Genomic DNA, 14,180 nt, shown 5'->3' on the forward strand with positions numbered 1-14,180 from the left:
TTCCCCTCGGAAACGAAAAAGACACCGCAAGAATGCGATGCCTGTCATTGTGCGTTGTAGCGCAGGTTTAGCCTGCGCGCACGGTGTCTATCATCAGCTGAACGTTCTCCGGATCGGCATCTGGCGTAATACCGTGGCCCAAATTGAAGATATGCGGCCCCTTGGACAGCGCCTGACAGATGCGGCGCGTTTCAGAAACCAAAGCATCGCCGCCGGTCACCATATGGGACGACTTAAGATTGCCTTGCACACAGCCGTCGATCTGAACATTTTGCGCAACCCATTCTGCTGTCACCGCGTCATCAAAGGCCACACAATCCGCGCCAGTGGCTTTGGCAAAGCCCGCATAGCGTTCACCTGCCCCACGAGGGAACGCGATGATTGGCGTCTCTGGATGCATCGCTTTTAAGGCCGCAATGATCTTTTTGATGGGGTCCAGCGCATATTTGTCAAAATCCGCGCCTTTGAGCGATCCTGCCCAGCTGTCAAAGAGCTTCACTACTTCGGCGCCTGCTTTGATCTGTTCGGACAGATAGAGGATCGTGCCTTCTGTCAGGCGGTCGATCACCTGATCAAACAGTGCGGGGTTCGCGTCTTTCAAAGCATGGGCCGGGCCTTGATCCGGTGTGCCCCGACCAGCGATCATATAGGTCGCGACGGTCCAAGGGGCTCCGGCGAAGCCAATGAGGGTGGTTTCCGTGGGCAATTCCCGGCGCAGGATACGCACGGTTTCATAGATCGGGTTCAACGTATCGTGGATTGCATCCACTGGCAGCAATTTGTCGAAATCCGCCTGACTTTCGATCGTGGACAAGCGTGGACCTTCGCCGGTCACGAACCACAGGTCCGCGCCCAGGGCCTGCGGCAAGAGCAGAATATCCGCGAATAGGATTGAAGCATCAAACCCATAACGACGGATCGGCTGCAACGTCACCTCGGCGGCCAGCTCGGAGTTATAGCAGAGCGACAGAAAGTCACCGGCCTGCGCACGCGTCGCGCGGTATTCCGGCAGGTAACGCCCCGCTTGGCGCATCATCCAGATTGGAGGGGTCGGCAGGGTCTCGCCCGCCAAAGCTCGAAGAATTGTTTTTTGCTGCGCCATGGTTCACCTCGCAAAGTCTTTGGTTAGGTCTAGCGCCAGCGACAAGATGTCAAGTGCAGCGGTGCTTGTCAGGACAATGGGACGCGGGTAGAGGTTCGGCCATGACGATCAAACTCCCCTCCTCTGACGCGCCGCTGAAAATCGGCACCCGTGGTTCGCCTTTGGCTTTGGCGCAGGCGCATGAGACGCGGGATCGCCTGATGGCGGCGCATGATCTGGGGGCGGAGGCCTTTGAGGTTGTGGTCATCCACACCACAGGCGACAATCGCCAGATGATCGACGCGGATCGCCCGCTGAAAGAGATCGGCAACAAGGGTCTGTTTACCAAAGAGATCGAAGAGGCCATGCTGCGCGGTGATATCGACATCGCGGTGCATTCGACCAAAGACATGCCGACCGTGCAGCCTGAGGGTCTGGTGCTGGATGTGTTCTTGCCGCGCGAGGATGTGCGGGATGCGTTTATCTCTCTGAAATACAACTCTATTTCTGAGTTACCCGAGGGTGCGGTTGTCGGCACGTCGTCTCTGCGTCGCCGTGCACAGCTGTCGCAAATTCGGCCCGACCTCAAACTGGTCGAGTTTCGCGGCAACGTTCAGACGCGCTTAAAGAAACTCGAAGACGGCGTGGCGGATTGTTCGTTTCTGGCTATGGCGGGTCTGACTCGTCTGGGTATGACCAATCGCGCGACTGCCGCGATTGAGGCAGACGAAATGTTGCCTGCCGTGGCGCAGGGAGCCATCGGCATCGAACATCGCGCAGACGACACCCGCGCCGCAAACATGCTGGCCACGATTCACCATCCCGAGACCGCTGCGCGCGTCACTTGCGAACGCGCGTTCCTTGCAAAGCTCGATGGCTCCTGTGAAACTCCGATTGCCGCGCTGTCGGTCATCGAAGGCGATGAAATCCATCTGCGCGGAGAGATCCTGCGGCCGGACGGATCAGAACGGCTGACCGCCGAGGGCCGCGCGCCCGTGGCGGATGCCGTCGCCTTAGGCACAAAGCTCGGCGAAGAGATCCTCGCCAAAGCCCCGTCAGATTTCTTTAGCTGGCGCTAAACCCACTTCGCCAAAGGCGGCAGGCTCATGAGCACCGCATTGGCGTCGTGACCCGTCTCTAGGCCAAACTTAGTTCCCCGGTCATAGACCAGATTATATTCGGCATAGAGCCCACGATGAACGAGCTGCGCGTCTTTCTCGGCTTCTCCGAAATCATCGGCGCGGCGCTTTTCGACCAAAGGCTGATAGGCCGGTAAAAACGCGCGGCCGATGTCCTGGATAAAGCTGAAATCAGCCTCCCAATCTCCGGTGCAATGGTCATCCAAAAAGATCCCGCCAACACCCCGCGCGCGACCGCGGTGCGGGACAAAGAAATACTCATCCGCCCAGGCTTTAAGACGCGGGTAATGCGCCGCGCCATGTTTGTCGCAATGGGCCTTTTGCACCGCGTGGAAATTCGCCGTGTCCTCGTCATACTCAAGGCAAGGGTTCAGATCGGAGCCGCCGCCAAACCACCACGCATGGGGCGTCCAGAACATCCGTGTGTTCATATGAACCGCCGGACAATGCGGGTTCTGCATATGCGCCACGAGGGAAATCCCGCTGGCCCAAAAGCGCGGATCCTCTTTCATTCCAGGAATGCCCTTGCGCGCCGCCATCGCGTTTTGCGCGCGCTCGCCCAAGGTACCGTAGACAGTCGAGACATTGACCCCGACCTTCTCAAATACACGGCCGCCGCGCATCACGGACATCAGGCCTCCGCCCGCGTCCGAGCCGTCCTCTGCAGAACGTTTGGTTTCAGTGACTTCAAACCGACCCGCAGGCTGATCCGCGAAAGGCCCGTCTGAATGGCTGTCCTCTAGACCTTCAAAAGCGGCCACAATCGTATCGCGCAACTCGCGAAACCAGGCACTCGCGCGTGCTTTTTCTTGGGACAGATCCTCAGACATCGGGGGCTCCTAGGTTAGTGAACCGGAGTTTGCACCGGATCAATCAAAGTGCGCCCGCCGTCGACCGTAATCACCTGACCGGTGACAAAACCCGCCGCGTCGGACGCCAGATAGCGCACGGTATCGGTGACTTCGGCGGCAGGGGCAATGCGACCAAGTAGCGTGTTATCTTCTATGGTTTTGCGATACTCAGGATGTTCCTTGAGCGTGTTTTGCATGCTCGCGCTCATGACCGAGCCGATTGCCACCGCATTCACACGGATCTGATATTCTGCCAAGGCCGTCGCCAGCCCCCGCGTCATCTGATCAAGAGCCGCCGTTGCCATGGAATAGCCCATCAAGTTGGGCTGCGTCCGGCAGGCCGCGATGGACGAGAGGTTCACAATGGCGCCCGCGGCGCCTTCTTCGTCCTCATTTTGTTTGATCATGCGCTTGGCCACCGCTTGCGACAGCCGCAGCGACGTCATCAGGTTTTGGCTGAGCATGGTCTCAACCGAGTCGTCATCCATGTCCAAAGGATCCGTCATCAGGATCTGGCGGCTGGCATTGACCAGAATATCGACACGCTCAAACGCATCAACGGTCGCCGAGAGCAAGTTCGCGATGGTAAGGCGTTCGCGGAGGTCTCCGGCGAAGTGAATGACATTGGAACTGTCGGGGAAATCCCCGACCTCTTTGGAGAGTTGTTCGTCGTCCATGTCCGCCATCACGACATTCGCGCCGCGGTCCGCAAACTCTCGCGCCACCGCAAGGCCGATCCCATTGGCAGCGCCGGTTATAATGGCGGTCTTACCCGCAATAGAAAAAGACATGGCCTCGCCCTCTGATTCTGAGAAAACTTACGCGGAATTAGCGCCGCGCGCGAGCGGGCCGTTCGGCGCGCAGGATTTTGAACCGATTGTCGCCGGTCACCTCTTCGACTTTGGCGAAATGTGCCTCAAGTGTTGCCTCATAGGGTAGGTGACGATTGGCTACCATCCAGAGCTGCCCCGTCGGCGCGAGCATACGTGCAGCCGCGGCGATAAAGGCGCGACCCAGATCAGGATCCGCTGCACGCCCCGTGTGAAACGGGGGGTTCATAACCACCGTGTTCATCCGCGCGCGGGGTTCCCAAGTTGTGGCATCGGCCCAATGAAACGAGGCACGCGGGTCGGTCACATTGGCCTTGGCACACTCGAGGGCCACGTGATCAGCCTCGATCAAATAGAGGTCCTCGACCTCGCCGCGTGTCAGGATCGCGCGCGACAGATAACCCCAGCCCGCACCCAGATCGGCAACCTGTTTGCCAAGCTTTTCAGGCAGTGCCGCCGCCAACGCCTTAGACGCCGGATCAATCGCATCTGCAGAAAACACGCCCGGACGGGTCTGAAAACCGCCATCGATCTCTGACGGGGCATCGTTCTGCCAGTCCGCAAAATCGCCGCCAGCGAACCAGAACAATTTGCCATGCGCTTTGGAAAAACTTCCGGCCACATCGGAGCGCTTCTTGCAGGCCTTCAGCATGCTGTCGACGCCATCGGTCTTTTGGCCGTCCACATAGACAGGCCCACCCAGCGCGGCGGCCTGCGCAACCCGCAACTGCGCCAATGCCTTGGCACGCGGCAGGAAAACAACTGACGCTGCAAAATCGCCCTCGGGCTCTATGGCACAGCCATAGCCCGCAGAGGCGAAAACATCATGGGCCGGTTTCAACGGCTGCAAAATCACAGCGCGGTCTTTGGGGATCTCAGCGATATCCGCCAAATTGCTTGGCCCAAAGACGGCAATCCGACCTTCATCAGGCAAAACCACCTGCCCCGACTCAAGCGCGAGCGTAAGACGTTCACCTGCCATCCAACTCTGATCCGAGCACCCGGGCTCAGATCACTCCTTTTCCATGGTGCATTGCAGCGGGTGCTGATGGCGACGGGCGAAATCCATGACCTGAGTCACCTTGGTTTCCGCGATCTCGTGGCTAAACACGCCAACAACGGCGACGCCTTTTTTGTGAACCGTCAGCATGATCTCAAACGCCTGCGCATGGGTCAGACCGAAGAACCGCTCTAGGATTTGAACCACAAACTCCATCGGCGTGTAGTCGTCATTCAGCAGCAGCACCTTATACAAGGGTGGGCGTTTGGTTTTGGCACGGGTTTTGACCGCGACGCCAGTATCGGCATCGTCGTCACTGTTCATAGACATGCGCAGCGCATCCAAAATCATGGTCAAATCTATCCGTCCCAGATGATGAAGGCTGTATATAGCCTAACATTCCGTTTAGAAAAGAGCTTGGGCAGCAATTGCAGGGCATTATGGGCGGAAAACTCACAACTATCGGCTTTGATGCAGACGATACGCTTTGGCACAACGAGCGGTTTTTCCGCATGACCCAAGACCGATTCGCAGAGCTTTTGGCGGATTTTGCGGACCAAGATCACCTCGAAGAACGGCTTTTGGAGGCCGAGAAACGCAATCTAGGTCACTATGGATTTGGCGTAAAAGGCTTTGTTCTGTCGATGATCGAGACCGCGATTGAGGTCACTGAAGAACGCGTGCCCGCAGCAGTGATCTTTGAACTCATGGAAGCTGGGCGCGAGATGCTGAACCATCCGATTGATCTGTTGCCCCATGCCGCGGAAGCCGTCGCCCATTGTGCGGAAAACCATCGCGTCCTGTTGATTACCAAAGGAGACCTCTTGGATCAGGAACGCAAGCTCGCGCAATCCGGCCTTGGCGATCTGTTTGACGGTGTTGAAATCGTTTCGGACAAACGTCAGTCCGTCTATGAAGACATCTTTGCGCGTCACGGAGACGGTGCCGATCTCGGCATGATGGTCGGCAACTCGATGAAATCCGATGTTGTACCGATGGTCGATGCCGGGGGATGGGGCGTTTATGTTCCGCATGGATTAACTTGGGCGTTGGAGGTTGCTACTCCGCCGGACGGACACTCAAAATATCGGCAGCTTGAGGCGCTGAACGGGCTTCCGGCCTTGGTTGATGAGATTTCGAAAGCGTAAATACGCGCCAAGGCGATTTCGCCCATATGGTATCCGGCTTCAAGCTCACCACTAAATATGGATTTACCGGACTTTAATTTCCAGAAAAGTAAATGAATCAAAGGGTTTATTCGATTCTCGCTCTGTGGTAGATTGATCTCAATAAAATTCGCCGAAGAAACGGCAGTCGAGGCAGTAAAGGCAGAAGCAGTGAAGGATCGGAGCAGCAGTCCGACCCGCCGCGGGTTGGCGATTCTTGCGTCACTCTTGTTGTTTTTGGGGTTCATGACCCCGGCTATCGCAGCACCCTATGCCGCGATGGTGATCGACGCGCGCTCTGGCGAAGTCCTGCATTCTCGCAACGCTGACACCCGACTGCACCCGGCCTCTCTGACCAAAATGATGACGCTTTATATTGCCTTTGAAGCGGTCAAAAACGGCGAAATCACCATGGACACCAAGGTGCGCGTGTCTAAGCACGCGGCGGCGGAACCCCCTTCGAAACTCGGATTGAAATCCGGTCAACGCATTGCCTTGCGCTATCTGGTGCGCGCAGCAGCAGTGAAATCGGCAAATGACGCGGCCACTGCAATTGGCGAAGCGATTTCCGGCTCTGAAGCGGCCTTTGCCCGCCGGATGAACCGCACGGCCAAAGCACTCGGCATGTCCAACACGACCTTCCGCAACGCCCACGGGCTGACTGAATCAGGCCACCTTTCGACGGCGCGCGATATGACCACCATGGGGCGGCATCTGCTCTATGATTATCCGCAGTATTACAACCTCTTCTCGCGCACCTCGACCTATGCCGGCGTGCGCGAAGTCGCCAATACCAACCGTCGCATGCTGGGTTCCTATCGCGGAGCCGATGGCATCAAGACAGGTTACACCCGCGCGGCCGGCTTCAATCTGGTCGCTTCGGCCGAACGTGGCAGCGAACGTATCATCGCGACGGTCTTTGGCGGGCGTTCTACCGCCACAAGAAACGCCCGCGTTGCGGAATTGTTGGACCTAGGCTTCAAGCGCGCACCAAGCCGCGTTGCTCTGCGTAAGCCTGCTCTGCCAGTCTATAACGGTTCCCCGAACCAAACCGTTGGCAGCAAAACTGTGCGCGTCGCGACCGCCATCAAGAAAAGCCTGCGCCCCATGCTGCGCCCCGGATCAGCCGCCACTCCGGCACCTGCGCCCCTCATCGCAGAGGTGGATCCCAATGCGATCAACCTTGGAATCGAGGACGCGCTTGAAGAGGCCAAAAGCGCCTCTCTAGTCAACAAAGAACCAACACGCCCTGCCCCGCTTATTGTCGAGGATCAGGAGCCTCAGGTTGTAACGCGTTTGACCACATCTGGCGGTCGCCATTGGGGTATCAACGTCGGACGTTACACAAGCCGCTATGCCGCCGAGAAAATGCTGCTCAAGACGGCCCTGTCAGAGATCAACACACTGGATGGATCCCTGCGCAAAGTGGTCAAGTCGAGCCGGGGGTTTGACGCGAACTTCATGGGCCTGTCCCGCGAAACTGCGGACCTCGCCTGCCGCCGTCTGCAAGCGCGGCAAATCTCTTGCTTCATGATCGGGCCAAGCTAAGCGCCCACGCGTTGCTTTTTGGATATTTTTGGCAAGAGAAAGAGGCGGGTTTCATCTTGCCCCAAATACTCAAATCCTAGGCTGGCACCGCCGCGAGAAGCTCTTTGGTGTAGTCGGTTTTGGGCGCCTCAAAAATCTCGGACGCCGTGCCGGTTTCCACAACGTCGCCTTGTTTCATCACCATGATCTTGTGGCTCATTGCGCGCACCACATCGAGGTCGTGGCTGATGAAGAGATAGGCCAGATCATATTTCTTTTGCAGATTTCGCAAGAGGTCTACGATCTGTACCTGCACCGTCATATCCAATGCCGAGGTCGGTTCATCAAGCACCAGCAATTTCGGTCGCAGAATCATGGCCCGAGCAATGGCGATGCGTTGGCGCTGGCCACCTGAGAACTCGTGCGGATAACGATCCATTGTGGCAGGATCGAGCCCCACTTCTTCCATCACTTCGCCGACCAACACGCGCGTGTCGCGCCCGTCTGGTTTGCCGTGCACACCAAGCCCTTCGGCGATGATCTGTTCACAGGTCATGCGCGGGCTGAGGCTTCCGAAAGGATCTTGAAAGACGATCTGCATGTCTTTGCGCAAGGCGCGCAGCTCGCGGGTTTTCAGGTTACGGATGTCGTTGCCCTGAAAGCGAATTGGGCCTTCCGAGCCGATCAAGCGCATGATCGCGAGCGCGAGCGTTGTTTTGCCCGACCCGCTCTCGCCCACAATGCCGAGTGTTTCGCCTGCTCTTACGGTGACTGAAGCTGAGTTAACCGCTTTGATGTGGCCAACAGTGCGACGCAAAAGGCCGCGTTGGATTGGGAACCAGATGCGCAGCTCGTCGGTTTGGGCGACCACATCAGCATCGTCGGATACAGGATCAGGTGCGCCTGCCGCGCGGGCACTCAGCAACGTCTTTGTGTAGTCATGCTGCGGGTTGGCGAAGATCTCTGACACAGGGCCTGCTTCGACGATTTCGCCATCTTTCATGACGCAGACCCGATCGGCGATTTGGCGCACGATGCCGAGGTCGTGGGTGATGAACAAAAGACCCATGCCTTCGGATTTCTTGAGATCCGCAAGCAGTTCAAGGATCTGAGCCTGGATAGTCACATCGAGCGCCGTTGTCGGCTCATCCGCAATCAGGATGTCAGGTTTATTCGCCAAGGCCATCGCGATCATGACGCGTTGGCGTTGCCCGCCACTGAGCTGATGCGGATAGCTTTTTAGACGATCTTCAGGGTCTCTGATCCCAACCTTGGTCAACAGATCCACTATGCGGCTGCGCGCGTCATCTCCGACAATACCTTGGTGGAGCGCAAGGGATTCTCCGAGCTGCTTTTCCAACGTGTGCAGCGGGTTCAGCGAGGTCATCGGCTCCTGAAAAATAAAACTGATGTCGTTGCCACGCACTTTTTGCAGTAGCTTCTCGTCAGCGCTGACCATCTCTTGCCCATCGTAGGTCACAGACCCAGAAACCGATGCGCTTTCACCCAGCATGGCGACCGTCGAGAGCGCGGTGACGGATTTGCCCGAACCGGATTCCCCGACCAAAGCCACCGTCTCTCCGCGATCCAGAGAGAAGGACACGCCTTTGACCGCTTCGAATAGTTGACCGTCCTGACGGAAGCCAACACGCAGATCTTTGACCTCTAGGATACTCATGAGAAGGTCTTTCGTGGGTCAAAGGCATCGCGCACGCCTTCGAAAATGAAGATCAAGAGCGAGAGCATAATGGCGAAGGTGAAGAATGCGGTGAAGCCGAGCCACGGGGCCTGAAGGTTCTGTTTCGCCTGTAGCGTCAATTCACCTAGCGAGGGTGCCGAGGACGGCAGGCCAAAGCCAAGGAAATCGAGGCCTGCGAGGGTCGAGATCGTTCCGGTTACGATGAACGGCAGCATGGTCAGCGTTGCCACCATCGCGTTTGGCAGCATGTGGCGGAACATAATCGTCCAGTTGCTGACGCCCAAGGCTTTGGCGGCACGGACGTATTCAAGGTTCCTTGCCCGCAAGAACTCGGCGCGTACGACTCCAACAAGAGCCGTCCAGCCAAAGAGCACCGTTAAGAACACCAAGAGCCAGAAACTTCGTCCCAAAATCGCGAAGAGGATGATGATGATATAGAGGCTTGGTGTAGAGCCCCAGATCTCGATCACTCGTTGGAAAATCAGATCGACCCAGCCTCCGAAATACCCCTGAATGGCACCAGCAATAATGCCGATGATACTCGCGCAGGTGGTCACAATGAGGGTGAAAAAGATCGACAATCGGAAGCCATAGATCACCCGCGCCATGACATCGCGTTTGGTGTCATCGGTGCCCAGCCAGTTCTGCGCATTGGGCGGCAGAGGGGCCGCGCCGGGGCGCTCCACCGACGATGTATAAGAATAGGGGATTAGCGGCCAGATCATCCAGCCTTTCTCAATCGCTTCGCCGTCGATCACACCGTCTTGGGCGTCTTCGATATAGCCTTCGGGATCGTCAAAGCAGAGCTCCAGCCCGCCGGTTTCAATCAGGCATTTTACCTCGGGATCGCGATACCCGGCCTCGGTTTGGAAATCCCCGCCAAAGGCGGTTTCAGGATAGAACTTGAAGATCGGCGTATAAAGATCGCCGCGATACTGCACGAGGATCGGTTTTTCATTGGCGATAAACTCAGCCATCAGGCTCAGGCCAAAGAGCACGCAGAAAATAATCAGCGACCAAAAGGCGCGGCGGTTGCGCCGGAAATTGCGCCAACGGCGTTGGTTCAGAGGGGACATTTTGAACATCAGCCTTCCCTCCTCTCAAAGTCGATCCTTGGGTCGATAAAGACATACATGAGGTCACTGAGGATCCCGACCACTAGACCGATGAGACCAAAGACGAAGAGGGTCCCGAAGATCACAGGATAGTCCCGCGCGACAGCGGCCTCAAAGCCCAGTCGCCCAAGGCCATCGAGCGAGAAAATAGTCTCGATGATCAGCGAGCCTCCGAAGAAGACGCCGATGAATACCGCCGGAAAACCTGCAATCACGATCAGCATGGCGTTGCGGAAGACATGCCCATAAAGCACACGGCTTTCAGACAGGCCTTTGGCGCGGGCGGTCATGACATAGTGCTTTTTGATTTCGTCCAAAAACGAGTTTTTGGTGAGCAAGGTCAGGGTCGCGAATGCCGAAATCGTGCTGGCCAGAACCGGCAAAGTGATGTGCCAGAAATAGTCGATGATTTTACCATAGAGGCTGAGGTCTTCCCAACCGGAACTCACCAGCCCACGCAGCGGGAAGATGCGCCAGTAAGAGCCACCCGCGAAAAGCACCACCAGAAGGATCGCAAACAGGAACCCTGGAATCGCGTAGCCGATGATGATCGCGCCCGAAGTCCAGGTATCAAAGGGCGTGCCGTCTTTGACGGCCTTGCGGATGCCCAGAGGGATCGAGACGACATAGGCAATCAAAGTCGACCATAGACCTAGCGTGATCGAGACCGGCATCTTTTCCAGCACCAGCTCAAACACCCCGATCTTGCGAAAGTAACTCTCGCCAAAATCGAACTGCATATAGTTCCAGATCATCGTGAAGAACCGCTCGACCGGCGGCTTGTCAAAGCCGAACTCGCGTTCCAATTCGTCGATGAATTCCTGCGGCAACCCTCGCGCGCCAACATAGCGGTCGTTCCCGGCGCTCTCGGCAACCTCGGAGCCTCCGCCTGAGATCGCTTCAAACACATCCCCGCCTCCTTGGGCCTGAGCAATGATCTGCTCGATCGGCCCGCCCGGGACAAATTGCGTTAGGGTGAAGTTGATGACCATGATCCCAAAGAGTGTCGGGATCACGAACAACAAACGCCGGAGAATATACGCGCCCATTTAAGTCTTACCGCGCCAGGACACCTGCTGCGACAAGCTCAGCATTTTTGTCGGCTTCAAACCACCAGAAATCAAGCTCACCGCGAGCGTAGTCAGGCAAGGGATCTGGGTAGCCGTATTGATTATAGAAGGCGACGGTGTGGACGTCTTTGAACCACTGCGGCACCCAGAAGACCTCGGCGCGTAATACGCGGTCAAGGGCGCGAACACCGACCCGCATTTCCTCTTTGGTCGTCGCACCAACGATGTTCTCGATCAAACGGTCAACAGCTGGACTATTCAGACCCATCAGGTTGCGCGAGCTTTCGTTGCGGGCTTCTGATCCGAACCATTGCTCAAGGCCGGTCGATGGCTCCAAGCCCTGTGTCATAACGTGGGTGGTCAGATCGAAGTCATAGCTGCGTGTGCGATCGGTTTCCTGCGCAGGGTCTACGCGGTTCAGAACGGCATCAACGCCCAGACGTTTCAGGTTTTCAATGAACGGATTGTGAATCCGGTCAAAGGCGGGCGAGCTATCAAGGATCTCGACGCTCAGCACTTCGCCGTCTTTGCGGCGCATGCCGTCATCTCCAACGACCCAACCAGCTTCGTCAAGCAATGCAGAGGCCTTACGCAAATTGCCGCGATCCAGCTGACGCGCGCCAGACACCGGCGGCAGGATCGCTTCATCCGTCAGGATCGACGCATCTAGCAGGCCTTCGTCCACGAGCGGTTTCAACAAAGTCATTTCTGCGTCAGACGGCGTCCCAAGGGCTTCCATATCGGAATTGCCCCAGAAGCCGTTCACGCGTTCATAAAGGCCAAAGAACAAAGACTCATTTGACCATTCGAAGTTGAACATCAAACCGATGGCTTCGCGGACGCGTTTGTCCTGGAATTTCTCGCGACGCAGGTTGAACACATAGCCCTGTGCCTGCGCGAGGTTGCCGTTGTGCAGCTCTGTTTTGATGACGTGACCGTCGCTGAGCGCTGGGAAATTATAGCTGGTCGCCCAGGATTTAGAGCTGTTCTCGCTGCGGAACGTGTATTCGCCGGCTTTAAAGCCCTCAAAAGCCGCGGCACTGTCTGCGAAATATTCAACGCGGATCTGATCAAAGTTGTAGCGCCCGACGGACACCGGCAGATCCTCGGCCCAATAGTCATCGCGACGCTTGTAGACGACTTGCTGGTTGATCTCATAGCTATCGAGCTCATAGATCCCCGTGCCCATGATCGGCACCAAAGAGCTTTCATCCAGTCGCGCGCCGGTTTCTTCAAACCACGCCTTCGAGAAGGCCGGGAAGATACCGGCAAGACCAATTCGGTCGCGTTCCGGGCTGTCGGCATTGAACGAGAACTTGATGCGATGCGTGTCCAGGATTTCCACGTCCGAGATAAACGCGCCAAAGGCTGCGCGGAAACTGGGCAGGCCTTGCTCCATAAAGAGGTCGAAGGTGAACTTCAGATCCTCGGCGCTCCAGCCTTTGCCATCTGGGAATGTCACATCATCGCGCAGGTTAAAGATGACCCAGCTTAGGTCTTCTGGGTATTCCATCGTCTCGCAAAGGAAGCAGTAGCTGGCGGTTGGATCATCGGCAAATGTGGTGAGGATATCCTCGTGACCAATTGTCGGGCTACCGCCTGCGCGGCCTTTGCGCGTATAGGGGTTAAAGCTGTCAAAGGTACCCATGCCCCAGATCGCGATCTCTCCGCCTTTGGGCGCGGAGGCATTCACGTAGTTCAGTTGCTGATAGTCGGCTGGGTATTTCAGGTCGCCAAAGAAGTTATAGCCGTGGCTGATGGTGATATTCTCATCTGCGAAAGCAGAACTGGCAGCCATGACGACCCCAATCAAACTGGCGCTCGCGGTCCAGAATTTCCAATCCCACGAAACGGCCTTGGTTTTGGCACCTGATGTCATCTGCGAAATCCTCCCAGCTTACGGCTGTCTTTATGCATTTCTTGGAATGTAACGTAATTTGCAGACTCGACCAGACTCAAGCCGAGAATGATAAACTTGCGATGAAATCTTCGGCATTTGCGCGTTAAGTCGCCCAAAGCCGCCGGAATTGTCCGAGTTCCCCACCAATCGCACAAAAGAAAAGGCCGGAGCCCGAGGGCGCCGACCTTTCCCGAAAATCTATAATAGCTAAGTTTAGCTGCCCGCGCTCTGTAGATAGGCAATCAAGTTTGCGCGGTCTGCAGGTTTCTTTAGACCAGAGAAGCTCATTTTGGTGCCAGGCGCGAAGGCTTTCGGGCTGGTCAGGAAGCCGTCCAGGTTTTCTGGGGTCCAGGTTTCCGCGACCGCAACCATCGCACCGGAATAGGCGTAGCCGTCTGCAGAACCAACGGCGCGGTTAACGACATTGAACAGATGAGGACCGGTGCCATTTGCGCCGTCATCCAGCTTGTGACACGCTTTACACTTGCCAAAGACCTTCGCACCTTTGTCGACATCTGCCGCAGCCAGAAGCTCTTCCAAGGATGGACCTTCTTCGACGACCGCAGTGCTGTCCGCCGCGGCAACTTCGATCTTATAGCCAACTTTGGCTTCTTCGCCGTGCTTCCCGTGGCCACCACCCATGTGGTAAATGGTTTCTGCAGCCCAACCACCCAATAGGTAGATCAGCAGAGCACCGCAGAAAGCGCCGGTAATTTTGGTCAAAGTCATAGTGTCGAACATGCTACGTTATCCGTCTCGTGGCGTTTGACGGCTATCTATCCGCTTCCTTCTACCTTGCGCA

General features: G+C 56.7%; 14 protein-coding genes. 4 read left to right on the forward strand and 10 right to left on the reverse strand.

Annotation, left to right across the window (positions count from 1 at the left end; all coding sequences use genetic code 11):
* Positions 1 to 67: 67 nt before the first annotated feature.
* Positions 68 to 1,102 (reverse strand): uroporphyrinogen decarboxylase, encoded by a 1,035-nt coding sequence (gene hemE, locus HZ995_RS04040; protein WP_209357398.1) that lies wholly within the window; start codon positions 1,100 to 1,102, stop codon positions 68 to 70.
* A 101-nt stretch (positions 1,103 to 1,203) separates the two neighbouring features.
* Between hemE and hemC the strand changes: the two genes are divergently transcribed.
* Positions 1,204 to 2,160: a hydroxymethylbilane synthase gene (hemC, locus tag HZ995_RS04045; RefSeq protein ID WP_209357399.1), complete on the forward strand. Its 957-nt coding sequence runs from the start codon at positions 1,204 to 1,206 to the stop codon at positions 2,158 to 2,160.
* On the opposite strand, the gene hemF is transcribed toward hemC, so the two are convergent.
* Genes hemF through clpS form a run of 4 tightly spaced genes read right to left on the reverse strand, consistent with a single transcriptional unit; the run spans position 2,157 to position 5,252 of the window.
* Complete coding sequence (hemF, locus tag HZ995_RS04050) at positions 2,157 to 3,050, reverse strand: oxygen-dependent coproporphyrinogen oxidase (RefSeq protein WP_209357400.1); 894 nt, start codon at positions 3,048 to 3,050, stop codon at positions 2,157 to 2,159. The genes hemC and hemF overlap by 4 nt on opposite strands.
* 14 nt (positions 3,051 to 3,064) lie before the next feature.
* Positions 3,065 to 3,862 (reverse strand): SDR family NAD(P)-dependent oxidoreductase, encoded by a 798-nt coding sequence (locus HZ995_RS04055; RefSeq protein ID WP_209357401.1) that lies wholly within the window; start codon positions 3,860 to 3,862, stop codon positions 3,065 to 3,067.
* Positions 3,863 to 3,899: 37 nt separating this feature from the next.
* A complete protein-coding gene (locus tag HZ995_RS04060) occupies positions 3,900 to 4,883 on the reverse strand; it encodes a class I SAM-dependent methyltransferase (protein WP_209357402.1) in 984 nt (327 codons plus the stop codon).
* Between the two features lie 30 nt (positions 4,884 to 4,913).
* Entirely contained in the window at positions 4,914 to 5,252 is a 339-nt protein-coding gene (gene clpS, locus HZ995_RS04065; RefSeq protein WP_209358150.1) for an ATP-dependent Clp protease adapter ClpS, read from the reverse strand.
* Positions 5,253 to 5,341: 89 nt separating this feature from the next.
* Here clpS and HZ995_RS04070 point away from each other — a divergent pair, with 89 nt between their 5' ends.
* Both HZ995_RS04070 and HZ995_RS04075 read left to right on the forward strand, forming a co-directional pair.
* Positions 5,342 to 6,049, forward strand: coding sequence for an HAD family hydrolase (locus HZ995_RS04070; RefSeq protein WP_209357403.1), 708 nt, complete (start codon positions 5,342 to 5,344; stop codon positions 6,047 to 6,049).
* Positions 6,050 to 6,313: 264 nt separating this feature from the next.
* The gene (locus tag HZ995_RS04075; RefSeq protein ID WP_209357404.1) at positions 6,314 to 7,615 is read left to right on the forward strand and encodes a D-alanyl-D-alanine carboxypeptidase family protein; all 1,302 of its coding nucleotides are present in this window, start codon (positions 6,314 to 6,316) and stop codon (positions 7,613 to 7,615) included.
* Positions 7,616 to 7,691: 76 nt separating this feature from the next.
* On the opposite strand, the gene HZ995_RS04080 is transcribed toward HZ995_RS04075, so the two are convergent.
* The 4 genes from HZ995_RS04080 to HZ995_RS04095 are packed head-to-tail and all read right to left on the reverse strand — an operon-like array spanning position 7,692 to position 13,276.
* Positions 7,692 to 9,272, reverse strand: a complete 1,581-nt coding sequence (locus HZ995_RS04080; protein WP_209357405.1) for an ABC transporter ATP-binding protein — start codon at positions 9,270 to 9,272, stop codon at positions 7,692 to 7,694.
* Positions 9,269 to 10,378 carry an ABC transporter permease gene (locus HZ995_RS04085; protein WP_209357406.1) on the reverse strand — a complete coding sequence of 370 codons (1,110 nt, stop codon included), beginning with the start codon at positions 10,376 to 10,378 and terminating at the stop codon, positions 9,269 to 9,271. The genes HZ995_RS04080 and HZ995_RS04085 overlap by 4 nt, the downstream gene beginning before the upstream one ends.
* Positions 10,378 to 11,457, reverse strand: coding sequence for a microcin C ABC transporter permease YejB (locus tag HZ995_RS04090; RefSeq protein WP_209357407.1), 1,080 nt, complete (start codon positions 11,455 to 11,457; stop codon positions 10,378 to 10,380). Before HZ995_RS04090 ends, HZ995_RS04085 begins: the two co-directional genes overlap by 1 nt.
* Before the next feature lie 7 nt (positions 11,458 to 11,464).
* On the reverse strand, positions 11,465 to 13,276 hold the full coding sequence (locus HZ995_RS04095; protein ID WP_245168747.1) for an extracellular solute-binding protein: 1,812 nt from the start codon (positions 13,274 to 13,276) through the stop codon (positions 11,465 to 11,467).
* Between HZ995_RS04095 and HZ995_RS16140 the strand changes: the two genes are divergently transcribed.
* A complete protein-coding gene (locus HZ995_RS16140) occupies positions 13,275 to 13,409 on the forward strand; it encodes a hypothetical protein (RefSeq protein WP_280720304.1) in 135 nt (44 codons plus the stop codon). The two genes, HZ995_RS04095 and HZ995_RS16140, sit on opposite strands and share 2 nt — an antisense overlap.
* Positions 13,410 to 13,591: 182 nt before the next feature.
* Here HZ995_RS16140 and HZ995_RS04100 read toward each other — a convergent pair whose 3' ends face one another.
* Positions 13,592 to 14,119 (reverse strand): c-type cytochrome, encoded by a 528-nt coding sequence (locus HZ995_RS04100; RefSeq protein ID WP_209357409.1) that lies wholly within the window; start codon positions 14,117 to 14,119, stop codon positions 13,592 to 13,594.
* Positions 14,120 to 14,180 lie beyond the last annotated feature (61 nt).

The sequence above is a fragment of the Cognatishimia activa genome, from assembly GCF_017798205.1.
Taxonomy (GTDB): Bacteria; Pseudomonadota; Alphaproteobacteria; order Rhodobacterales; family Rhodobacteraceae; genus Cognatishimia; species Cognatishimia activa_A.

What these genes read in the sequence shown, in the direction of transcription:
- hemE (WP_209357398.1), bottom strand. Translation starts at nt 1,102, where the DNA reads ATGGCGCAGCAAAAAACAATTCTTCGAGCTTTGGCGGGCGAGACCCTG.
- hemC (WP_209357399.1), top strand. Translation starts at nt 1,204, where the DNA reads ATGACGATCAAACTCCCCTCCTCTGACGCGCCGCTGAAAATCGGCACC.
- hemF (WP_209357400.1), bottom strand. Translation starts at nt 3,050, where the DNA reads ATGTCTGAGGATCTGTCCCAAGAAAAAGCACGCGCGAGTGCCTGGTTT.
- HZ995_RS04055 (WP_209357401.1), bottom strand. Translation starts at nt 3,862, where the DNA reads ATGTCTTTTTCTATTGCGGGTAAGACCGCCATTATAACCGGCGCTGCC.
- HZ995_RS04060 (WP_209357402.1), bottom strand. Translation starts at nt 4,883, where the DNA reads ATGGCAGGTGAACGTCTTACGCTCGCGCTTGAGTCGGGGCAGGTGGTT.
- clpS (WP_209358150.1), bottom strand. Translation starts at nt 5,252, where the DNA reads ATGATTTTGGATGCGCTGCGCATGTCTATGAACAGTGACGACGATGCC.
- HZ995_RS04070 (WP_209357403.1), top strand. Translation starts at nt 5,342, where the DNA reads ATGGGCGGAAAACTCACAACTATCGGCTTTGATGCAGACGATACGCTT.
- HZ995_RS04075 (WP_209357404.1), top strand. Translation starts at nt 6,314, where the DNA reads ATGACCCCGGCTATCGCAGCACCCTATGCCGCGATGGTGATCGACGCG.
- HZ995_RS04080 (WP_209357405.1), bottom strand. Translation starts at nt 9,272, where the DNA reads ATGAGTATCCTAGAGGTCAAAGATCTGCGTGTTGGCTTCCGTCAGGAC.
- HZ995_RS04085 (WP_209357406.1), bottom strand. Translation starts at nt 10,378, where the DNA reads ATGTTCAAAATGTCCCCTCTGAACCAACGCCGTTGGCGCAATTTCCGG.
- HZ995_RS04090 (WP_209357407.1), bottom strand. Translation starts at nt 11,457, where the DNA reads ATGGGCGCGTATATTCTCCGGCGTTTGTTGTTCGTGATCCCGACACTC.
- HZ995_RS16140 (WP_280720304.1), top strand. Translation starts at nt 13,275, where the DNA reads ATGACGACCCCAATCAAACTGGCGCTCGCGGTCCAGAATTTCCAATCC.
- HZ995_RS04095 (WP_245168747.1), bottom strand. Translation starts at nt 13,276, where the DNA reads ATGGCTGCCAGTTCTGCTTTCGCAGATGAGAATATCACCATCAGCCAC.
- HZ995_RS04100 (WP_209357409.1), bottom strand. Translation starts at nt 14,119, where the DNA reads ATGTTCGACACTATGACTTTGACCAAAATTACCGGCGCTTTCTGCGGT.